This window comes from Cupriavidus phytohabitans, from assembly GCF_017815025.1.
In the GTDB taxonomy this organism is placed as follows: domain Bacteria; phylum Pseudomonadota; class Gammaproteobacteria; order Burkholderiales; family Burkholderiaceae; genus Cupriavidus.
Genome location: NZ_JAGIQB010000030.1, coordinates 1 through 21,405 on the forward strand (window position 1 = coordinate 1; position 21,405 = coordinate 21,405).

The following is a 21,405-nucleotide window of genomic DNA, read 5'->3' on the forward strand; positions in this document are numbered from 1 at the left end:
CACCGAGGTAGCTCCCCTCTCCCGCTCGCGGGAGAGGGGAGCAAACACGCGCTATTCAGCGGACGCCATCGCCTGGTGTTCCACCGACGCCGACGCCTTGCGCCGCTCCCCCCGCGTCGCCAGCAAGCGCAACGCCACATAGAACACCGGCGTCAGGAACAGCCCGAAGAAAGTCACGCCGAGCATACCCGCGAACACCGCCACACCCATGGCCTGTCGCATCTCCGCGCCGGCACCGCTGGACACCACCAGCGGCACCACGCCCATGATGAAAGCGAACGACGTCATCAGGATCGGACGCAGCCGCAGTCGGCTGGCCTCGATCGCAGCCTCGACCACGGTGCGGCCGTGATGCTCCAGCTCGCGCGCGAACTCCACGATCAGGATCGCGTTCTTCGCGGACAACCCGACCAGCACGATGAAGCCGATCTGCGTGAAGATGTTGTTGTCGCCCTGCGTCAGCCATACGCCCGTCATGGCGGCCAGCAGGCTCGTCGGCACGATCAGGATCACGGCCAGCGGCAGCGTCAGGCTTTCATACTGGGCGGCCAGCACCAGGAACACCAGCAGTACGCACAACGGGAAGATCCACACCCCCGCATTACCGGCCAGGATGTCCTGGTAGGTCAGCTCGGTCCATTCGAAGCCGATGCCCTTCGGCAAGGTTTCGGCAGCGATGCGCTCGGCGGCGGCCTGTGCCTGGCCCGACGAGAAGCCCGGCGCCGGGCCGCCATTCAGGTCGGCTGCCGTGAAGCCGTTGTAGCGGATCACGCTATCCGGGCCAAAGCCCTGCCTGACCTGCACCAGCGACGACAGGGGCACCATCTCGCCGCTGGCGCTGCGCGCCTTCAGCTGCAGGATGTCCTCGGCATGCTGGCGGTACTGCGCATCCGCCTGCACCTTGACCTGGTAGGTCCGGCCGAACTTGTTGAAGTCGTTGACGTAGGCCGAACCCAGGTAGGTCTGCAGCGTATCGAACACATCGGTCACCGGCACGCCGAGCTGCTTGGCCTTGACGCGGTCGAGCTGCACGTCAAGCTGCGGCACGTTCACCTGGTAGTTGCTGAAGATGCCGGCGAGCTCGGGCGCGGCGCGCGCCTTCGCCATGAACGCGTTGGTCGCATTGAACAATTCGTCGTAGCCGAGCGCGGCGCGGTCCTCGATCATCAGCTTGAAACCGCCGATCGTGCCGAGCCCCTGCACCGGCGGCGGCGGGAACACGGCAATGAACGCGTCCTGGATCGCGGCATACTCCTTGTTCAGGTCCGCGGCAATGGCCTTGCCCGACAGCTCCTTGCCCTTGCGCTTCTCGAACGGGTCCAGCGTGACAAAGACGATGCCGGCGCTCGGGCTGTTGGTGAAGCCGTTGATCGACAAGCCCGGATAGGCAACGGCCGATTCCACGCCCGGGTGCTTGAGCGCGATCTCCGACATGCGGCGCGTCACGTCCTCGGTGCGGTCCAGCGTGGCGCCGTCCGGCAACTTGGCGAAGCTGACCAGGTACTGCTTGTCCTGCGCCGGCACGAAGCCCTTGGGAACCAGCTGGAACACGCCCCAGGCAGCCACCAGCATCACGGCGTAGACGCCAAATACCGAACCCTTGCGGCGGATCACACCCTTCACGCCACGGCCATAGCTTTCGGAGCTGCGGCCGAAGAAGCGATTGAAGCGGACGAAGAACTTGCCGAAGACCTTGTCCATGCCACGCGTCAGCCAGTCCTTGGGCGCGTCATGGCTCTTCAGCAGCAGGGCCGACAGCGCGGGCGACAACGTCAGCGAGTTGAAGGCCGAAATGATGGTCGAGATCGAGATCGTCAACGCGAACTGCTTGTAGAACTGGCCGGTCAGTCCCGTCATGAACGCCAGCGGCACGAACACGGCGATCAGCGTCAGCGCGATGGCGATGATGGGACCACTGACTTCACGCATGGCCTTGTAGGTGGCTTCCTTCGGCGACAGCCCTTCCTCGATGTTCCGCTCGACGTTCTCCACCACCACGATCGCATCGTCCACCACGATGCCGATCGCCAGCACCAGCCCGAACAGGCTCAGCGCGTTGATCGAGAAGCCGAACGCATGCATCAGGCCGAAGGTACCGACGATCGACACCGGCACCGCCAGCAGCGGGATGATCGATGCGCGCCAGGTCTGCAGGAACAGGATCACCACCAGCACCACCAGCAAGATCGCCTCGAACAGCGTGTGGACCACCGCATCGATGCTGTGGCGCACAAACTGGGTGGGGTCGTAGACGATGCTGTAGGCCACACCTTCCGGCATGTTCTGCTTCAGCTCGGCCATGGTCTTGCGCACCTCGTTCGAGATCTCGATCGCGTTCGCTCCCGGTGACTGGAAGATGAGCAGTGACAGCGCGGACTTGTTGTCCAGCTGCGAACGCAGCGCATATTCCGACGCACCCAGTTCGATGCGCGCAATGTCCTTCAGGTACGTGACCACACCGTCTGGCGAAGTCTTGACGATGATGTCGCCGAACTCCTCTACCGTCTGCAGCCGACCCTGCGCATTCACCGACAGCTGCAGGTCGGTGCCCGGCAGCGCCGGCGACTGGCCGAGCACGCCTGCCGCCACCTGCACGTTCTGCTCGCGGATCGCGCGCACCACGTCTGACGCGGCGAGCCCGCGCTCGGCGATCTTCTCCGGATTCAGCCACACGCGCATCGAGTAGTCCCCCGCGCCGAACAACCGCACCTGGCCCACGCCCTGGATCCGCGCGATGCGGTCCTTCACGTTGATCAGCGCGTAGTTGCGCAGGTAGGTCGTGTCATAGCGGTCGTTGGGCGAGACCAGGTGGACCACCATGGTCAGGTCGGGCGAGCTCTTGACCGTGGTGATGCCCAGGCGGCGCACGTCTTCCGGCAGGCGCGGCTCGGCCTGCGAGACACGGTTCTGCACGAGTTGCTGGGCCTTGTCCGGGTCGGTGCCCAGCTTGAAGGTCACCGTCAGCGTCAGCGTGCCGTCGGTATTGGCCTGCGAGTTCATGTAGAGCATGTCCTCGACGCCGTTGATCTGCTCTTCCAGCGGCGTGGCCACGGTCTCGGCGATCACCTTGGGGTTGGCGCCAGGAAATTGCGCGCGCACCACCACCGACGGCGGCACCACTTCCGGGTACTCAGAGACCGGCAGATTGAACATCGAGATGGCGCCGACCAGGAAGATCAGCACCGACAGCACGCCCGCGAAGATGGGGCGGTCGACAAAGAATTTAGAGAAATTCATCTTGGTCTCGGCAAAAGCAGTTCCCGCTGGCGGTCCGCCAAGGCGGAGGCCATGTGCAACCTCAGGGGAGAATTCCAGTTCGGGCTGTGGCGGAGGGCGGGACTCAGCTCACCGTGGCCTTGCCGGCCTCGCCGGCCTTCCCGTCAGCCTCGGCCTGCTTGCGGTCGGTCGAGCTGCCACGCGACTCCAGTTCGCTGCGGTAGGCCATCGCCACCGGCTTGGGGGTCACGGTGTCGCCGGGGCGCACGCGCGTCAGGCCGTTCACGACGATGTTCTCGCCCGGCTGCAGGCCCTTGCGGATCACGCGCAGCCCTTCGTAGGTCGGCCCCAGTTCGACTTCGCGGTACGCAAGCTTGTTGGCCTTGTCCACCAGCAGCACGAACTTCTTGCCCTGGTCGGTGCCGATGGCGCGGTCATTGACCAGCGCGGCGGGATACGGCGAGCCGCCGCCGAGCTTGACCTTCGCGTACAGGCCGGGCAGCAGGCGGCTGTCCTCGTTGTCGAAGACCGCGCGCACGCGGATGGTGCCGCTGCGCGTGTCGAGCCGGTTGTCTATCGAATGAATCCGGCCCTTGTGCGGATTGCCAGTCTCGTTGGCCAGGCCCAGGAATACCGGCAGGTCGCTCTTGCCGCCGCCAGCGCTCGGCGCCGTGTAGCGCAGGTAGCTCTGCTCATCGACATCGAAGCTCGCGTACACCGGCGACACCGATACCACCGTGGTCAGCGGCGGCGATGCCGCGCCGGCCGCCACGAGGTTGCCCACCGTGATCTCCGCACGCGACACCCGGCCTGTGACCGGTGCAACGATGCGCGTGTAACCCAGGTTCAGCTTCGCCACTTCCAGTGCAGCCTGCGCGCCACGGACGTCGGCCGACAACTCGCTGGCCGCGTTGATGCGCTCGTCGAACTCGCGGCGCGAGATCGCGTTGTCGTCGAGCAGGCGCTGGGCGCGCGCCTTTTCGGTCTGCGCATGCGACGCACGTACCTGCGCCGCCGCCAGCGCGGCCCCGGCGCGCGCCACTTCGGCCGCATACGGGCGCGGATCAATCGTGAACAGTGGGTCACCCTTCATCACGATCGAGCCGTCGCGGAAATGCACCGTTTCGATCGTGCCGGACACACGCGGACGGATCTCCACACGGTCCACGGCCTCGATGCGGCCCGAGAATTCATCCCATTCGGTGATGGTCTTGCCCACCACTGCCGCCACCTCAACCGCCGGGGCGGGCGGCGGCGTGGCAGCCTGTGCGTCCCCGCCGTGCCGGGGACGCAGTACCGAAGCTGCCACGCCGGCCCCCAGGATCGCCACGAGGGCAGCGGCGAGCAGCGTTTGTCGAGACTTGCGATTCATCCTTCTTCACTCCATGCATCGTTGAGACTCTCGAGTCGATGCGCCCTTCCCTCAATCCAGCCTCAAGCTGGAGGTCGCAGGTGCGCTAGTGGCCATGAAGGCTCCGATCGCAATTTCAGCGTATCGGAACATTCAGTCCCCGGCCCTTAGCCCAGTGCCGCGCACCCTGGCATATCGGTGGCACCCGAACGGCACCATAACTACGATCTTAATAGTCGTAGTTACAAGACGCAAGGAATTTGTGGTGGAGCAACGCTGTGCACCTCCATGTGCAGCAGTGGGATCTTGTCGCTGGCCGATGCCAACAGCCTGCGCAGCTGTCTGCGGCAGACCAGGGCCCGTGCGTGCGTCCAGCCCATCACGCCGGACCTAGCCAGCACTTTCAAGACGTGGATCCGGGCAGTACGTTTCGACGGGGCCCTGGTGTTATGGCCGGGGCCTTCACCAATGAGGCAGTCTGATGCGGCGCGACGTTTGGGGACGGGTGAACGGAACGCTCACTGACGGAAACAGCCATTCACTGCAGGCGTGGTCCATGGCTGTTGCGGGTCGGGGTTCGGAAGACTGCGCGGTTCCTTGCGCATGGGTTGTATCCGGGCTAAGTTGGAATTGCCGTCATGCGCCGGCGGGGGCAGATATGGTGCGATTGGCACTTCTACCGAGGTTGCTGGCCTTTGCGGCCATGCTGTTCGGAACAGCACTACTTGCCCAGCAGAGGCCATCGATGCCGCTCATACTGACATCCCCCGCGTTTGCCCAAGGCGGGGAGATTCCCACCGTGCACACGTGCGAAGGCGCCGATGTGTCACCTCCCCTGGCGTGGTCAGGCTTGCCACCCTCCACTGCCAGCCTGGTCTTGGTTGTCGATGATCCGGATGCGCCGGACCCGGCGTCACCGCAAATGACATGGGTCCATTGGCTCGTGTACAACCTGCCTCCTCAGCCCGGCTCGCTTGCGCAAGGTATGAGCCGGCATAGCTTGCCGCCCGGCGCTCGCGAAGGTTTCAACGACTGGCACCGCGCCGATTACGGCGGGCCGTGCCCTCCGGTTGGCCGGCACCGGTATTTCCACAAGCTATATGCCTTGGACGTCGTGCTGCCGGATCTCGGCAAGCCGGACAAGGCGGCGCTGGAACAGGCCATGCAGGGGCACATACTGGCCCATGCCGAACTCATCGGGACCTACCAGAAGCACGCGCGCTGACGTAGTCGTGCACCCGGCCCCGGCAGAGGCAGTGCGAAGGCACCGGTCTGCTCGCCGGCCGCGTACGGAAATATCAACGAAGGGGGCCGCCTTGGCGGCCTCGCCCGACTCGCGCGAACGCGACAGGATTGCCTGAGCTTCATCGGCCAAGAAGGGCACCTGGTTCAAGTCCATGCCCGTTCTCGCGCGCTCATATGTCCAAAACCAGCTCCGCGCACTTCGCTCGAGAGACGCAGATCAAGATCGACTTGTTTGCGATGCGCTCGTCTTCGCTCAACACGTAGTCGCGATGATCGGCCACGCCGGAAGCCAGCGGGACTTCGCAGCTTCGACACAACCCCTCGCGGCAGGAAGACGGAAGGCACACGCCGTTCGCCTCAAGTACCTCAAGGATGCTGGCACCTTGCGGGACCGTGAATCGTGCCCCATGCCTGAGCAGACGCACCTGAAACGCGTGGGGTTCGGCGGTCACTTGCGAACCGGCGCTGAACCGTTCGACATGCACGGCAAGAGGATCGATGCCGAGCGTCTGCGCGTGACCGCACACTGCATCCATCATGGCACCAGGCCCGCAGGTGTAGACATGCCAGCCCGATGGCATCCGCCGCAACGCCGCCTCGAAGTCGGCCCGGCCGTCATGTTCGTCATCGGCATGCAACACGATCCGATCCGCAAATGGCGCGAGCTGCTCAAGATACCCGGCATGGCGCCGCGAGCGCGCGCAATACAGCAGACTCCACGCGTACCCGAGGTCGATACACCGGCGGATCATGCTCAGGATCGGTGTAATGCCAATGCCTCCGGCTACAAACAAATGGCCTGGAGCCGCCTCCTCCAGCCCGAACAACGATCGCGGTACTCCCACATGCAGGGAATCACCGAGCCGCAACTGCTCATGGGCAAAACGGGAGCCGCCGCGAGACGCTGCAGCCAGACCGATGCCGAGCCAATAGCGGGTCCTGTCGGTCGACGAACTGGCAATCGAATATTGCCGCGTAAGGCCATTTGGAAAGCCTACGTCAACATGTGCGCCCGGTTCAAACGGCGGCAACGCCTCACGCGAAGGATGCTGAAGCTCGACACCGAGCACGCCTTCGGCCTCCAGCCGAAGGCCAGTCACGAGAAGTTCCATCATGCCGCCCTGGTCTGACTGTCCCGGGTCTGCGCAGACTCCTCGGCGAGCCTGCGTTCGACGACCCACCGGAACTGCGATAACGCTGCGTCGATGGAAAACGGGACCATCTTGAAGCCGGGTGCCAGAGCCAGCGAACGTTGCTGCGCCGTGATAATGTCGCGATCCTCATCGAACGCTGTGACCACGCTTTGGTGAATCGAACGCGTGACCTCCGGATTGTCGATCGCGAAATTGTGGGGATGCGCGAAGAAGTAATGCGTGGAGGTTTCCGTTTCCGGCGTCAGCGCCTGGCAACCGCGAAACTCCGCAGCATCGGCACGCGTTCCGTCAGGCGCACCGGTGCCCGTGGGCGCCATGCCCGAATCCATCAGCAGGATGGCAGGAATCGTGAAGTTGTAGATATTCCAGCGATCGACCCTGCCGGGCCAGTTCTTCACTTGCCTGGCGAATGGCGGCGCTTCCGTATTGATGGCCCAGCGCGTAATGCGCACGCCATCCTCCAGCCGCTCGACTTTGGGCTGTGCGGCGGCATAGTCCTCGCCGCCACCGAGCGTGGTGGGATGCACAAACGGCAAGTGCGAGAAATCGAGCAGGTTGTCGGCGATCAGCAGATAGTTCACGTCGTAGTGAATGTACCCGTCGAGGCTGCGCCAGGCGGGATCGGCGAGCCAGTGCGTATCGGGGATCAAATCAGGATCCGCCGCTTCGGGATCGCCCATCCAGATCCAGATCCAGCGGTTGCGCTCGACCACCGGAAATACGCGCACACGCGCCTGTGGCGGAATTCTTTGCTGCGCTGGCGCCTCGACGCACTTGCCAGACGTGTCGAACTTCAGGCCGTGGTACATGCAGCGCACGCAGTCGCCTTCCCGCCGACCGACCGACAACGGCGCTCCACGATGGCAGCAACGGTCCTCCAGTGCGTGAAGCGTACCGTCCTCGGAGCGGTACATCAGTACCGGAATTCCGATGATCGTACGACTGAACAGATCGCTTGCGCCGACCTCATTGTCCCAGCCAGCCACATACCAGGTGTTCCTGACGAACATGCATGTCTCCTGTTGAGTGAACGCCCTCTGCGAGGCGTGTTGACAGGAGATTAGGTAAGAGGCCAACATGCGTCAATATCATGCCAGTCATTGATGGAATGTACGACATGCATACTGACGATTTCGACTACAACCTGCTGACGGTGTTCGACGCCATGCTCCGCGAACGCAGCGTCACGCGCGCAGCCCAGCAGCTCGGCCTTACGCAGAGCGCAATGAGTCATGCCCTGAACCGCTTGCGCGAGTACTTCGACGATCCGCTGTTCGTCAAGACGTCCGCAGGGATGACGCCGACGACCAAGGCCGAAGCTCTGGCAGAGACCGTCCTCGATGTCATGACCGCAATGCGCACGCGCGTACTGCCGCAGGCGAGCTTCGATCCGGGATCGATGCAGCGCACCTTCACGCTCTGCATGACCGATATGGGTGAGCTGGTGTTCCTGCCGCCGCTGATGAAGCGGCTGCGCGTGGTGGCGCCGCGTTGCAAATTGCGTACGCTGCAGGTGCCGATTCCCCAGATCGAAGCGCTGCTGGCAGCGGGTGACGCTGACCTGCTGCTGGGTTCCGTGCAATCTGCGCCGGAATCGCTGTTTCAGCAGCAGCTGTTCATGCATGGCTTCGTGACCATCGTCAGCAAGAAGAACAGGCAGGTACGCGACGCCCTGACGCTCGAGCAATTCGAGTCGATGCCACACGTCGCCGTCAGCCTCGCCGGCCGGTCAAGCCCCTCCTACGATGAGGCATTCGAACGCCACGGGCTCAGGCGCAATATCTACCTTCATACGCCTCACTTTCTCACTATTCCACTGCTGATGGAGCAGCAACCCGAGCTGATTGCAACGGTGCCTGAAGAGCTGGCGAACGTCTTCAGCCGCTACGGCATCGTGCGGGTGGTAAAGCCACCCGTTGCGTTGCCTCCCTACGCACTGAGCCAGTACTGGCATCCGCGGTTTCACCACGATCCGGCGATAGTGTGGTTGCGTCAACTAGTGAAGCAAACTTTTGAGCGGTACCCGGAAACCGATCTGTCGCCGGACACCGTGCCGGCTCCATTTCGCGGCAAGCCAGCACGAAGAAAGCACAAGGCCTGACTACGTTTCGCTGCCGTGGTGGGACTAGAGTGGGCGGACGTCCACGATGACCGAAAGAGCGCCACAAATCCAGGCCGTCAGAATTGGCTGTTGTGCCCTTGTGGACGGCCCTTTGGGCCGCGCGCGATCGAACTTCGGCAACGGGTCGGTCAGCGACCCTCAGCCCCTGTTCGTCTATGCAAACAACTTCCGCATGCGTGTACGCAGAGCACCCAGGACAAAGTCGGCCCGCTCAACAACGGTGGCCTTCGGTACGATGCAGACATCGTAGCCAAGCGCCGGATACGCTTCAAGAAGCCGCGAGTACTCCGCCATGGCGTCGGCCAGGCCATGCCGCCGCTCTGAGTCCTGGATGTAGATCTCCGGCCAAGGTGGTACCAGGAAGGCGAGTTGGTGATAGTGCTGCGCCTCGCCTGCAAGCGCCTTCAACAGCGGTTCACCTGTGACATGCTGAAGCGCGGCCATCGCATCGACTAGCCCTCGGTCCAGGAAAATCCATTTATCGGATGGGCTTGCGGCCTTCAGGTCGCGCCTCGCCAGTTCAATCACACGATGCAGGAACGCCGTCATATCGACCCAAGGCAGTGCCCCTCCCCCGCTGCGCGTTTGTTCCGCCACGATGCGGCGGCCGGGCTCTTCTACCACCGGATAGCCACGTCGTCCAAGCTCCGCCAGCAGCGTGGATTTGCCACCGCCCGAACAGCCGGAAATGACAATAAGTCGATTCATCTTTCATCCTCTATAAAACGGGCGCCGCCATGTTGTGCCGGCGCTTGGCGGCGGCTCTTGGACGAAAGCATTGACCTCGTTGATCAGAGGTACCCTGGCTCCAAGGGCTCAAAGGGCTCAAAGGGCTCAAAGGGCTCAAGGGCGGCCGTCGTCAAAGCCAGCAAAGCGTATATCGGGCGCGTCGGCATTATGCCGCGACGGCACCACCCTGCCGAAACGCACGGAATGCGCCTGTAGCGCGGCGGTGTCGGCCACAGAGGCGTGGTGCGCGCGGCCGGCGGCATCACGCCACTCGACGCGGCTCACATCGGCGTTGTCTTCGGCGACATACATCGAGCGCAACATCGCGAAGCCTGACATGCCCCCCGCCGCGGACACGTTGGAGTGTCGATAGCCAGGCTTGAATTTCACATCGAGTGCGGTGCGCTCGCGGCTCACTTCGATCAGTTTCACGCTGGCCTCGCCGCCTGCGACGAAGCGCAGCCGAATGGTTCGCCCTTTGGGGTCGATATCGATATCTGCGATCTCTACGATAGGTCTGCCAGCCTCCGTGATCGGGCCGATCAGAAACGATGAGCCGTATGAATTCCTGCTAGCGGGTGTTGCCGGCAATGGCTTGGCCCGCCAGTATCCGTCAGGGGGATACAACACCAGCACCTGCGTCTCGCGCAATTTGCCAGCATGCGGGTGCTTCACGTAGAACTGCAGCAGATGGAAGTCGTCATACACGCTGCCCCAAACCGCCACTGGCACGGACCCTGGCCGCCAGAACGTCTCGTAGGTATTGCCTTCGATGGCGAAATCAGGCCCGTCGTAGATTCGCACCTTACGTGGCGTGAAGCGACGACCCGGATCCGTGCGGGGCGAATTTTCGTCGAAATCGCAGTTGGAGAAGTCCGCCGGCGGAAAGCGGGATCCGCGAAGCTTGCTGAGATATGGCGGATGTAGCGCCTCTACGCGGAAGCGCTGGATTGCCGGCGAACTCATGACGAACGAGACATTGTCCTCCTCGGTGCATTGGGTCGGTGTGGTGAAGTTGCGTACCTCGACGATCACCGGCGCGGCACTTGCTGATCGGACTGCGCCAAGCGTAAGCGCATGGAATGTCGCGATTATGGCGGCGAGCGCCGAGAAGCGTAGGGTTGTCATGACAGGGTGCCAGCGGCCGGCCACATCAAGAGCGGGTGTAGAAGAGCGGGTGTAGATCAGCCGGTTGCGCCTGCACCCTTTGGGCTATCGATCTTGCTGTCGATTCTTCGCTCGAGTTTCAGATAGGATAGGCGCTGCGGCGACCAGGCTGTCGGCGCTTTCCGTTGACAACACTTGACAACACTTTGCCTGCCCACCCCGCGGAGCGACGAAGCACCATTTGTTTATCGGCTGCGCTGCCCTACCCCGCCGAGCGCTGCAAGCGCATCGATACCGAAAAGCTGTCGGCGGGGTGCACGGTCACCGAGACTTCGAACGTCTCGCCAGCGGCGTCCAGGTAGCGCCGCACGATCTTCAACGCGGCCGCGCCCGCTTCCAGTTTGAGCGCTTCGGCGATGCGCCGGTCGCCGATGGCGAATGCGCGCACATCCTGGTGGATCTCCGCGATCTGCCGGTCATAGCGTGACTCGATCAGCGCGCTGACCAGCGTGTCCGGCGACGCGCGCACCAGTTCGCCGAGCTCGGCATAGGCCGGATCCACGTAGACGTCGGTCCAGGCCATCGGCGTGCCGTCCTTGCCGCCATCCATCCGCAGGCTGGAAATCCGCAGCCAGCGCGCTCCTGGCTCGCAGCCGATTTCGGCCGCCACCTCTGCCGTCACCGCCACTTCCTTCACCGACTGCACCACGCGCAGGTGCTCGGCGCCGAACTGCACCAGGTCGTCCACCGACGCCAGCGAGGGCCGGAACACCGGCCGCGGCCGCGCCGATTCCACGCGCGTGCCCACGTTCTTGCGCCGCGACACCAGCCCCAGCTGCTGCAGTTCCTGCAGCACCGCGCGGATGGTGTAGCGGCTGGCCTGGTACTGCTCGCACAGCTCGAATTCGGTGGGCAGCAGCGAGCCGACCGCGTAGCGGCCGGTCGTGATGCCCTCGATAAGTTGCCTGCTGATCTCTGCCGGATTGGTTTTGCTCATGACTGCCCGCCCGCGGCCTCGTCGGACGCGGGTTTACCCTCCTTTTCTAAATATGTTCGAACATATTTAATGCCGCATATGTTCGAACATATTAATGAACTGCCCTCTTCCCCTCAAGGTAGCAACATGACCCTGTTCCCGGCCCCAAATGCCCCGACTGCCAGCACCGTCGTTGACTCGATCCTGTTCCGCGATGCCTTCGGCACCGCCGGCATGCGCCAGATTTTCTCCGATGTGGCCCTGATCCAGCGCTATATCGATGTCGAGGTCGGACTCGCCAAAGCCGAGGCCAAGGTAGGCGTCATCCCCGCGGAAGCGGCCGAGGTCATCGCCCGCGAGTCGCGCCTGGAGCGCATCGACTTCGACCACATGCGCGCGGAAACCGACATTGTCGGCTATCCGATCCTGCCCCTGGTACACCAGCTGGTGGCAATGTGCGGCGAGGCCGGACGCTACGTGCACTGGGGCGCCACCACGCAGGACATCATGGACACCGCGGTCGCGCTGCAGGTGCGCGACGCGCTTGACAGCATCGACGCCGATATCCGCGCGCTGCGCGGCATCCTGGCCGGCCTCGCGGTCAGGCACCGCGACACGCCGATGGCGGGCCGCACCCACCTGCAGCAGGCGCTGCCGGTGACCTTCGGCTACAAGGCGGCGATCTGGCTGGCCATGTTCGACCGCCACCAGCAGCGCCTGGCCGAACTGCGGCCGCGCGTGGCCGTGGTCGAGTTCGCCGGCGCGGCCGGCACGCTGGCGTCGCTGGGCGGAGAAGGCGACAGCAAGGAAGGCGGCAACAAGGGTTTCGCGGTGCAGGAAGCCCTGGCGCAAGAACTGGGGCTGGGCGTGCCGGCCACCACCTGGCACGTGGCACGCGACGGCTTTGCCGAAGCGGTCAACCTGCTCGCGCTCATCACCGGCTCGCTGGGCAAGATCGCGCTCGACATCATGATCATGGCGTCGACCGAGTTCGCCGAGGTGTACGAACCCTTCGTCAAGGGCCGCGGCGCCAGCAGCACCATGCCGCAGAAGCGCAACCCGATTTCCAGCGAGCTGATGCTGGCGGCTTCCAAGGCGGTGCGCCAGCACGCCGGCCTGATGGTCGACGCAATGGTGCAGGACTTCGAGCGCGCCACCGGGCCGTGGCATGCGGAATGGATCGCCATCCCGGAGAGCTTCATCCTGACCGCCGGCGCACTGCACCAGGCGAAGTTTGCGCTGGGCGGCCTGATCGTCGACGAAGCGCGCATGAAGCACAACCTCGGCATCTCCAACGGCCTGATCGTGGCCGAGGCCGTGATGATGGGGATGGCCCCGCATATCGGCCGCCAGCAGGCGCACGACGTGGTCTACGACGCCTGCCGCACGGTCAACGAGCACGGCGGCACGCTGGCCGACGCGCTGGCCGCGTTGCCGGCCATCACGCAGCATTTCGACCGCGCCGCCATCGACCGGATGACCGATCCGGCCAACTACCTCGGCCTCGCGCCGCAGATGGTCGACCGCGCTGTCGCGCTGTCCCGAGAGCAATCCGCGGCCTGAGGCAGCAGGCTCACACATCATCATTTCAAACCAGGGAGACAACCCATGAACCCCATCCGCAAAGTGGCCGCCTGCGCGGCGCTGGCGCTCGCCACGGCCGTGGCCGCATCCCCTGCCGTGGCACAGGCCTGGCCGGGCAAGCCGATCACCTGGATCGTCCCGTTCGCCGCCGGCGGCCCCACCGACGCGCTGGCGCGCACCATCGCCGAGCGGGTCGCGCGCGAGGTCGGCCAGTCGATCATCATCGACAATTCGCCCGGCGCCGGCGGCACCGTCGGCACGGCCAAGGCCGCGCGTGCGCCGGCTGACGGCTACACCATGCTGGTCGGGCACATGGGCTACATGGGCGCCGCGCCCGCGCTGTACAAGAAGCTGTCTTACGACCCGGTCAAGGACTTCGCGCCGGTGTTCCGCTTCCCGGATACGCCGATGGTCCTGATGGTGCGCAAGGACCATCCCGCGAAAAACGTGCGCGACCTGGTCGAGTTCGGCAAGAAGAACCCGGGCAAGCTCAACCTGAGCAATGCCGGCGTGGGTTCCACCTCGCACCTGGTGGCGGCGCTGTTCGCCTCGTCGGCGGGCATGCAGGTATCGCTGGTGCCGTACAAGGGGGCCGGCCCGGCGCTGATCGACGTGATCGGCGGGCAGGTGGATGGCATGTTCGACCAGACCAATACGGCGCTGCCACAGATCACCGAATCCAAGGTGCGGCCGCTGGCGGTGACCTCGGCGACCCGCGTGGCGCAGCTCAAGGACGTGCCCACGCTGGCCGAATCGGGACTGCCCGGCTTCGAGGCCAGCACCTGGTACGGCATCTACGCGCCCAGGGGCACACCGCAGGCCGTCATCGACAAGATGCAGCAGGCCTACCTGAAGGTCATGGCCGACAAGGCCTTCACCGGCAAGATGTCGGCGCAGGCGATCCAGCTGCTGCCGCCTGAGCAGTACACCGCCAGCGCGCTCGGCAAGCACACCCAGGCAGAGATCACGCGCTGGAAGGCAGTGGCGGCCAAGGCCAATATCTCATTGGACTGAGCGCCATGACGGCATACCGCGTAGAGAACGACGCCTTCGGGCCGGTCGACATCCCCGCCGACCGCTACTGGGGCGCCCAGACGCAGCGGGCACTGGCGATCTTTGACGTCGGCGAAGAGCGCTTTCCCGACTGCCTGCTCCATGCCTTCGGCGTCCACAAGATGGCGGCGGCCCGGGCCAACCTGCGTTGCGGCGTGCTCGACACCGCCATCGCCGAGGCAATCGTCGCCGCCGCCGACGAGCTGCGCCGCGGCCGCTTCGACAGCCATTTCCCGCTGACGATCTGGCAGACCGGCTCGGGCACGCAGACCAACATGAACGCCAACGAGGTCATCGCCAACCGCGCCAACGAGCGGCTTGGCCAGCCGCTGGGCACGCGCGCGCCGGTGCACCCGAACGACCATGTCAACGCGTCGCAGTCTTCCAACGACAGCTTCCCGACGGTCATGCACCTGAGCGCGGTGCTGGAGCTGGAAGACCGGCTGCTGCCCGCCCTGGCGCTGCTGCGCGACGCCCTGCGCGAGCGCGCCCGGGCCTTTGCCGATGTGCTCAAAATCGCGCGCACGCACCTGATGGATGCCGTGCCCATGACCATGGGGCAGGCGTTCGACGGCTTTGCCGCGCAGCTCGACAACGCCATCGGGCGCGTACGCGGCACCCTGCCGCGCCTGCTGGTGCTGCCGCAGGGCGGTACCGCGGCCGGCACCGGCCTGAACGCGCCGGCGGGCTTCGCCGAGGCCTTTTGCGAGGAAGCCAGCCAGCTGACCGGCCAGGCCTTCCGCGCCAATCCCTGCAAGGTCGAGGGCATGGCCGCGCACGATGCACTGGTCGAGCTCTCGGGCGTGCTCAACGTGGTTGCCGTCTCCTTCACCAAGATCGCCAACGACCTGCGCTGGCTGGGCTCGGGCCCGCGCTGCGGGCTGGGCGAGCTGGTGCTGCCGGACGATGGCCTGACCTCGTCGATCATGCCCGGCAAGCGCAATCCGACCATCGCCGAGGTCGTGGCGCAGGCCGCCATGCAGGTGGCCGGCAACCACGTCACCGTGACCATGGCGGGCGCCTCCGGCAGCTTCGAGCTGAACGTGGCCAAGCCGGTGCTGATCTACAACGTGCTGCAGTCGATACGCGTGATGGCGGACGGCGCACGCGTCTTCGCCCTGCGGCTGGTGCAGGGGCTGGCGGTCAACCCTGAACGGCTGGCGCGCAACCTGGACAACCCGCTGCTGGCGGTCACCGCGCTCAACCCGGTGCTGGGCTATGACCGGGCGGCGCAGATCACCAGGCACTCGCTGGCGCAAGGCATCTCGCCGCGGGAAGCGGCGATCGCGCTGGGATTGCTGAGCGGCGAGGCGTTCGACCGCCTGGTGGATCCGATGCGGCTGGCCAAGGGGCAACCGTAGTCCTGCAGGCGCACGGCGTCAGCGGGCGAGCGCGCGTCCCCCGCTGTCAGACCACCGGCAGCTTGAGCACCTGCTCCGTCGTCAGCACGTCCCCGAACGTGTCTTCGATACTCGCCAGCGCAGCCTGGTGCAGGTCACGATGCCGCACCACGCCGCCGGGCCGGTCCAGGTCGCGCGTCGCGCAGGCGTCTTCCGCCACGATCACGCCATAGCCCAGCGGCACCGCATCGCGCGCGGCGCCCGCGACGCAGGCGTGCGTCATCAGACCGGTGATGACCAGCGTCTTGATGCCGGCGGCCTTGAGGCGCTGGTCCAGGTCGGTGGTGGGAAACACGCTGACCGAAGTCTTCCGCACCACCGTGTGGTGGCCCGCGGGACGCAGGTCCTGGTGGAACTCCGCGCTGGCGCCCTGCTCCGCAAAGACGGGGCTGCCCGCCGGCGCCAGGTGCTGGACGTGGACGACGGGAATGCCGGCGGCGTCCGCATGCGCGACCAGGCGCCGGGCGTTGCCGAGCGCGGCCGCGCCGTCCGGGATCGGCAGCTTGCCGTCGAAGTACTCGTTCTGGAAATCGATCACCAGCAGCGCCGTGCTGGCGGCTGCGATCGCGGTCGGGGCGCTGGCGCCGGCCAGGGTGCGGATCGTCGGGTGTGTCATCGTTGTCCTCGTCGTGATGGGAAGGAGAGCGCGCTTGCCTGGCGGGACAGCCGCCGCGGCCACATCGCTGCACGCAGTTTCCATCGACCGCCGCCGACCCGAAAGCGTCCCGATGGACAACATCCGCTAGAATCGGGCCAACTTCAGACGCCCCTGCTTGCGAGGAAGCGATGCACACCGTCGCCGTGATTGCCTTCGAAGGCATCAGCCCGTTCCACCTGTCGGTGCCCTGCATCGTGTTCGGCGACGATCTCGCCATGCTGGGCGTGCCGCGCTACCGGCTGCTGATCTGTGGCGAGCAGACCGGCCTGATCCGGACCATGTCGGGCTTCCGCATCGAGGTCGAGCACGACCTGTCCGCGCTCGAACAGGCCGATACCGTGATCATGCCGGCCTGGCGCGACCCCGCGGAACGTCCGTCACCGGCCTTGCTGGCGGCGCTGCAGGCCGCCAGCGCCCGCGGCGCGCGCATCGCCGGGCTGTGCCTGGGCACCTTCGTGGTCGCCGAGGCCGGCCTGCTCGACGGCCGGCCGGCGGCCACCCACTGGGTCTGGGCCGATGACTTTGCCGCGCGCTATCCCAGGGTCCGGCTCGATCGCCGTTCGCTCTACATCGACGATGGCAGCATCCTGACCTCGGCCGGCACCGCCGCCGCGCTGGACTGCTGCCTGCACCTGGTGCGCCGCGACCATGGCGCGGACGTCGCGAACCGCGTGGCGCGCCGCATGGTGGTGGCGCCGCACCGGCATGGCGGGCAGGCGCAGTACATCGAGCAGCCGCTGCCGCAGACCGCGGGTGCCGACAAGCTGAGCACCACGCTCGACTGGGCCATCGAGCACCTGGAACAGCCGCTGACGCTGGACCTGCTGGCCGACAAGGCAGGCATGAGCCGGCGCAATTTCACCCGGCGCTTCAAGGCCAAGACCGGCACCACGGTGACGCAGTGGCTGCTGAACCACCGGCTCACCGCGGCGCAGCGGCTGCTGGAGACCACCAGCAAGAGCGTCGACGTGATTGCCGGACTGGTCGGGTTCGGCTCGGCGGTTTCGTTGCGCCAGCACTTTGCCCAGACCTTTGCCATTTCGCCATCCGCCTACCGCAAGCAGTTCGGCACCACGGCGCCGTCGGCCCGCGCCGCTGCATAAGTCGTCATGACCCGCTTCTTCCGCTTCCGCCTTATGCACTGCTGCATCGGCGCCGTTGCCCTTGCACTCGCCGGCGCAGCCCATGCCGCCACCGATATCGACTGCGACCCGTCAACTGCGCCGGCCGGCCGCGTGCCATCGCAGCGGCTCATCTGCGAGTCGGCGCTGTTTTCGATGGGCTACCAGCGCATCCATGCCGACCAGCAGCGGCAGCTCAAGGCCGGCACGATCACCGAGGCGGACATCTCCGCGTTCCGCAGGAAGCGCGACAGCTGCGCGACCGCGGCTTGCCTCGATGCCGTGTTCCGGGAATGGCGGACGTTCGCCGCGCAAGCCGGCGGCAAGCGCTGAATGCCGGGGGCGGCGGCCTGGCAGCGCCGGCTCATACCGGGATCCGCATTCCGCGCGCACCGGTCAGCCAGATACCCGGCTGACGACCATGCAGGTTGCCGTCGCGGTGGCGACCGCCCGGCCGTCCTGCAGCAGCTCCGCCGCGACGTGGCAGACGTTCCTGCCGCGTCGCTCCAGCCTGGCGCGTCCGAGCAGCACGCCGGTCCTGGCCGGCCGCAGGAAGGAGAGGTTGAGGTTCAGCGTTGCGCAGAATTCCTCCTCGCCCAGCGTGGCCGTCACCAACATGGCAGTCACGTCGTCGAGCATCGCTCCCAGCATGCCGCCCTGGACCTGGCCGGCCGGGTTCAGGAAAGCCGGCGTGGCGTGATAGGCGGATTCCAGGGTTCCCGCCTGCAGGTCAACCGCGCCGATGCTGCCGCCAAGCAATTCACAGATGGGCGGCGGCGGCACCTGTCCGCGCTGCATCCTGGCGAAGTAGTTGTCCGAGGCCATATCAACCGGCGTCATCGACGATGTCATTCCCGATCCTCTCTTCTCAGCAGCCGCGAAAGCGCGGTGCGCGCTTTTCCAGCCAGGCACGCGAGCCTTCGCGCAGGTCTTCGGACGCCTCGGCGCGCGCAATATCGGCGGCAATCTCCGCCGGGTCGAGCGTGCCGGCCGCGATCCGGTTCAGGTATTTCTTCATGCCCAGCAGGGCCAGCGGCGCCATGCCGGCCAGCTTTTCGCTCAGCGCAGCGGCCTGCGCCCGCAGCGCCTGCGGATCGGAGGCCAGGTGGTCGAGGAAGCCGCATGCCTGCAGTTGCGCCGCATCGAGTTTGTCGACAGCCAGCAGCACGCGCTTGGCGGTGGCCAGGCCCAGCCGCGCCACATAGCGCTCGAGCCCGCCGCGGTAGAACAGCAGCCCCAGCCGCGCCGCCGGCACGAACATGTCGACGCCCTGCGCGCCCAGCCGGAAATCGCAGGCCAGCGCGAGATCGGACGCGCCGCCGTAGAGTCCGCCCTGGATCACCGCGATGGTGACGGGCCGCGCCGCTTCGAGCGCGTTGGCGAGCGCTTCGAAGCGCTCGCCGGCATCGCTGCCGCCTGCCTTGCCGATATTGAAGCCGCTGCAAAAATGCTTGCCCTGTGCCTCGATCCGCAGCACCAGCACTTCGTCGCGGGCATTGACGGCGGCGATGTGCTCGCGCATCAGGTCGAGGTCTTCCGGCTCGAGGCGGTTCGCAACCTCGGGCCGGCGCAGCGTGATGACCGCCACCGCACCGTCGATAACGAGGGCGGGCGGCTGCCCCGGCGCGCTCGCCTTGTTCATGCCGTCAGTGGAAGCCATAGATCTGCATGGTCGATTCGCCCGCGCGCACGCGGCCGAGAATCGCCGCTTCGGCGGCTTCGCGCTGCTGCGCGCGCGCCACCACGTCGGCCGCGCTCCGCCGCGGCACCACCACCACGCCGTCCGCGTCGCCCACGATCAGGTCGCCGGCTTCCACGCGGGTTTCGCCGAACAGCACCGGCTCGTTGAGCCAGCCGATGGCGCCATAGTCCTTGCCCGTGCCGCGTATGCACAGGCCGCGCGCAAAGACGGGGAAGCCGATCTCGTCGAGCAGCACGCCATCGCGCACGCAGCCGTCGATCACCAGCCCCGCCAGGCCCTTCACCTTGGCGGCGGTGGTCATGATCTCGCCCCAATAGCCATGCTCGTAGGCACCGCCGACATGGACCACCAGCACATCGCCAGGACGCGCGGCTTCGATGGCGCGATGCAGCCACAGGTTGTCGCCGCCGGGCGAGTGCACGGTCAGCGCCGGCCCGCACAGGCGGAAGCGGGACGCCACCGGCTTGATCCCCGGCGGCAGCACGCCGATCTTGCCGCCGGCCTCGTGCAGCGTAGCGGTTGGCAGCGTTGCAGCGGCCGCGGCGACCTCCGCCGGCACGCGCTCGAAATCAGCACGCGTGGTGCTGGCTGCGTCATGTTCCTTCATGCTCATGCCCCCTTCGTCTGCAGCTGGTGATAGCGGAACTGGCGGCGCGCCTCGTCCAGCCGCATGCCGCCGCGCACGGCTTCGCGGATCGCGTTCTCGGCGTGCTCGACGGCCTCGGCCGTGTCCAGCACCGCCGCTTCATGCTCGCGCGGGATCACCACCACGCCGTCGGCATCGCCGCGCACGATGTCGCCGGGCTGCACGCGCGCGTCGCCGATATTGACGGGGATATTGGTGGCTTCCACCTGCACGCGGTCCTTGCCGGTGCGCATCCAGTGGTCCTTGCTGAAGACCGGGTAGCCGAGCTGGCGGCACAGCGCCACGTCGCGGCACACGCCGTCGATCACGGTGCCGGCGATGCCGCGGCGGTGCGCGATCTCGGTGAGGATGTCGCCCCACACGGTGGCGTTGTCGCGCCCGCCGTTGTCAAGCACCAGCACGCTGCCCGGCGGCACGTCGTCGATGTAGTCGCCCACCGTGCCCGGCGGGTTGGCGGCCGGGCCATACAGCAGCGTCCAGGCGCGCCCCGCCATGGCGAAACTGTCGCCGCGCGGCTTGATGCGGTAGCACTGCCCGGCGATGCCGAGCTTGTCGAGCGCGTCGCTCAGGGTGGCGGTATCGAGCCGCGCCGCGCGGCCCACGTTGATGTCCGTTGATTCGCTCATGGTCTTCAGTCCTTCAGCATGTGTTCGTAGTTGCCGCCCATCACCTGCCCGATCGGCGTGCCGGCCAGGATGGCCTTCGACATCGCGGACTCCTTGAGGACGATGGCCTCGGCGGTGTCGAGCACGCGCTCGATATCGCGCGCCGCGATGAAGATCACCGCGCTGCGGTCGGCAAGCACGTAGTCGCCGCCGGCCACGGTCACGTCCGCGATCTCGACCGGTACGTTGGTGCCCTTCTCCACCACGCGGCCACGTGCGGTGAAGGACGTCAGGCCCCGGCTGAACACCGGGAAGTCGAACGCAATGGCCTCGTCGATATCGCGCACCGGGCCGTCGGCGACCACGCCGGCCACGCCGCGCACCTTGGCGCCCAGCGACAGCAGGCCGCCCCAGCTGCCGGCTTCGACGCCGCTGCGCTGCTCGACCACGATGATGTGGTCGGGGCCGGCCGCTTCGATGGCGGTGCAGCCCAGGTGCCGCACCGGGCCCGCCGGGGGCGCGCCGGTGCCGAGCTTGACGGTGATGGCGCGCCCGGCAATGCGGCCGGCGCCGCTGCGCTGCGGCAGGCCCGTGACCACGCCGGGCAGTTGCAGCTTGTCGAGTGCGTCCGAGACGGCGCAGCAATCGAGCCGGCGCAGGCGCTGTACGTAGGAATCAGGTTGGGTCATGGTGTCGTCTTGCCTTGTCTTGTCTTGTCTTGTCTTGTCTTGTCTTG

At 66.1% G+C, this 21,405-nt stretch carries 20 protein-coding genes; 7 read left to right on the forward strand and 13 right to left on the reverse strand.

The window, feature by feature from the left end:
• Window positions 1–51: 51 nt before the first annotated feature.
• Both J8I34_RS20365 and J8I34_RS20370 read right to left on the reverse strand, forming a co-directional pair.
• Entirely contained in the window at window positions 52–3,237 is a 3,186-nt protein-coding gene (locus tag J8I34_RS20365; RefSeq protein WP_209806830.1) for an efflux RND transporter permease subunit, read from the reverse strand.
• A 103-nt stretch (window positions 3,238–3,340) separates the two neighbouring features.
• A complete protein-coding gene (locus tag J8I34_RS20370) occupies window positions 3,341–4,588 on the reverse strand; it encodes an efflux RND transporter periplasmic adaptor subunit (protein ID WP_209806831.1) in 1,248 nt (415 codons plus the stop codon).
• A 724-nt stretch (window positions 4,589–5,312) separates the two neighbouring features.
• Here J8I34_RS20370 and J8I34_RS20375 point away from each other — a divergent pair.
• Window positions 5,313–5,792 carry a YbhB/YbcL family Raf kinase inhibitor-like protein gene (locus J8I34_RS20375; RefSeq protein ID WP_029048501.1) on the forward strand — a complete coding sequence of 160 codons (480 nt, stop codon included), beginning with the start codon at window positions 5,313–5,315 and terminating at the stop codon, window positions 5,790–5,792.
• Window positions 5,793–5,982: 190 nt separating this feature from the next.
• Here J8I34_RS20375 and J8I34_RS20380 read toward each other — a convergent pair whose 3' ends face one another.
• Together J8I34_RS20380 and J8I34_RS20385 are read right to left on the reverse strand one after the other, a co-directional pair.
• The gene (locus tag J8I34_RS20380) at window positions 5,983–6,927 is read right to left on the reverse strand and encodes a PDR/VanB family oxidoreductase (RefSeq protein WP_209806832.1); all 945 of its coding nucleotides are present in this window, start codon (window positions 6,925–6,927) and stop codon (window positions 5,983–5,985) included.
• A complete protein-coding gene (locus J8I34_RS20385; protein ID WP_209806833.1) occupies window positions 6,924–7,976 on the reverse strand; it encodes an aromatic ring-hydroxylating dioxygenase subunit alpha in 1,053 nt (350 codons plus the stop codon). The genes J8I34_RS20380 and J8I34_RS20385 overlap by 4 nt, the downstream gene beginning before the upstream one ends.
• A 107-nt stretch (window positions 7,977–8,083) precedes the next feature.
• Between J8I34_RS20385 and J8I34_RS20390 the strand changes: the two genes are divergently transcribed.
• Window positions 8,084–9,067 (forward strand): LysR family transcriptional regulator, encoded by a 984-nt coding sequence (locus J8I34_RS20390; RefSeq protein ID WP_209772427.1) that lies wholly within the window; start codon window positions 8,084–8,086, stop codon window positions 9,065–9,067.
• Between the two features lie 174 nt (window positions 9,068–9,241).
• Here J8I34_RS20390 and J8I34_RS20395 read toward each other — a convergent pair whose 3' ends face one another.
• The 3 genes from J8I34_RS20395 to J8I34_RS20405 form a co-directional block, all read right to left on the reverse strand.
• The gene (locus J8I34_RS20395) at window positions 9,242–9,796 is read right to left on the reverse strand and encodes an AAA family ATPase (protein WP_209806834.1); all 555 of its coding nucleotides are present in this window, start codon (window positions 9,794–9,796) and stop codon (window positions 9,242–9,244) included.
• 135 nt (window positions 9,797–9,931) lie between these two features.
• A complete protein-coding gene (locus J8I34_RS20400; protein WP_245176031.1) occupies window positions 9,932–10,945 on the reverse strand; it encodes a hypothetical protein in 1,014 nt (337 codons plus the stop codon).
• Between the two features lie 241 nt (window positions 10,946–11,186).
• Window positions 11,187–11,921 carry a GntR family transcriptional regulator gene (locus tag J8I34_RS20405; RefSeq protein WP_209806835.1) on the reverse strand — a complete coding sequence of 245 codons (735 nt, stop codon included), beginning with the start codon at window positions 11,919–11,921 and terminating at the stop codon, window positions 11,187–11,189.
• 126 nt (window positions 11,922–12,047) lie between these two features.
• Between J8I34_RS20405 and J8I34_RS20410 the strand changes: the two genes are divergently transcribed.
• From J8I34_RS20410 to J8I34_RS20420, 3 genes are read left to right on the forward strand one after another with little or no spacing between them, the layout of a single operon-like run.
• A complete protein-coding gene (locus J8I34_RS20410) occupies window positions 12,048–13,463 on the forward strand; it encodes a class-II fumarase/aspartase family protein (protein WP_209806836.1) in 1,416 nt (471 codons plus the stop codon).
• A gap of 45 nt (window positions 13,464–13,508) precedes the next feature.
• Complete coding sequence (locus tag J8I34_RS20415) at window positions 13,509–14,498, forward strand: tripartite tricarboxylate transporter substrate binding protein BugD (protein WP_029048496.1); 990 nt, start codon at window positions 13,509–13,511, stop codon at window positions 14,496–14,498.
• A 5-nt stretch (window positions 14,499–14,503) separates the two neighbouring features.
• A complete protein-coding gene (locus tag J8I34_RS20420) occupies window positions 14,504–15,898 on the forward strand; it encodes a class II fumarate hydratase (RefSeq protein WP_209806837.1) in 1,395 nt (464 codons plus the stop codon).
• A gap of 46 nt (window positions 15,899–15,944) precedes the next feature.
• On the opposite strand, the gene J8I34_RS20425 is transcribed toward J8I34_RS20420, so the two are convergent.
• Entirely contained in the window at window positions 15,945–16,553 is a 609-nt protein-coding gene (locus J8I34_RS20425; RefSeq protein WP_209806838.1) for a cysteine hydrolase family protein, read from the reverse strand.
• A gap of 170 nt (window positions 16,554–16,723) precedes the next feature.
• Here J8I34_RS20425 and J8I34_RS20430 point away from each other — a divergent pair, with 170 nt between their 5' ends.
• Together J8I34_RS20430 and J8I34_RS20435 are read left to right on the forward strand one after the other, a co-directional pair.
• Window positions 16,724–17,698 carry a GlxA family transcriptional regulator gene (locus J8I34_RS20430; RefSeq protein WP_209772402.1) on the forward strand — a complete coding sequence of 325 codons (975 nt, stop codon included), beginning with the start codon at window positions 16,724–16,726 and terminating at the stop codon, window positions 17,696–17,698.
• A gap of 6 nt (window positions 17,699–17,704) precedes the next feature.
• Window positions 17,705–18,049, forward strand: coding sequence for a hypothetical protein (locus J8I34_RS20435; protein ID WP_348635722.1), 345 nt, complete (start codon window positions 17,705–17,707; stop codon window positions 18,047–18,049).
• A 63-nt stretch (window positions 18,050–18,112) separates the two neighbouring features.
• On the opposite strand, the gene J8I34_RS20440 is transcribed toward J8I34_RS20435, so the two are convergent.
• The 5 genes from J8I34_RS20440 to J8I34_RS20460 are packed head-to-tail and all read right to left on the reverse strand — an operon-like array spanning window position 18,113 to window position 21,358.
• Window positions 18,113–18,556: a PaaI family thioesterase gene (locus J8I34_RS20440; protein WP_245176032.1), complete on the reverse strand. Its 444-nt coding sequence runs from the start codon at window positions 18,554–18,556 to the stop codon at window positions 18,113–18,115.
• A 28-nt stretch (window positions 18,557–18,584) separates the two neighbouring features.
• A complete protein-coding gene (locus J8I34_RS20445; protein WP_245176033.1) occupies window positions 18,585–19,376 on the reverse strand; it encodes an enoyl-CoA hydratase/isomerase family protein in 792 nt (263 codons plus the stop codon).
• On the reverse strand, window positions 19,363–20,025 hold the full coding sequence (locus J8I34_RS20450) for a 4-carboxy-4-hydroxy-2-oxoadipate aldolase/oxaloacetate decarboxylase (RefSeq protein WP_156914419.1): 663 nt from the start codon (window positions 20,023–20,025) through the stop codon (window positions 19,363–19,365). The genes J8I34_RS20445 and J8I34_RS20450 overlap by 14 nt, the downstream gene beginning before the upstream one ends.
• Before the next feature lie 2 nt (window positions 20,026–20,027).
• A complete protein-coding gene (locus tag J8I34_RS20455; RefSeq protein ID WP_029048488.1) occupies window positions 20,028–20,690 on the reverse strand; it encodes an RraA family protein in 663 nt (220 codons plus the stop codon).
• Window positions 20,691–20,695: 5 nt separating this feature from the next.
• Window positions 20,696–21,358 carry an RraA family protein gene (locus tag J8I34_RS20460; RefSeq protein WP_195427601.1) on the reverse strand — a complete coding sequence of 221 codons (663 nt, stop codon included), beginning with the start codon at window positions 21,356–21,358 and terminating at the stop codon, window positions 20,696–20,698.
• Window positions 21,359–21,405 lie beyond the last annotated feature (47 nt).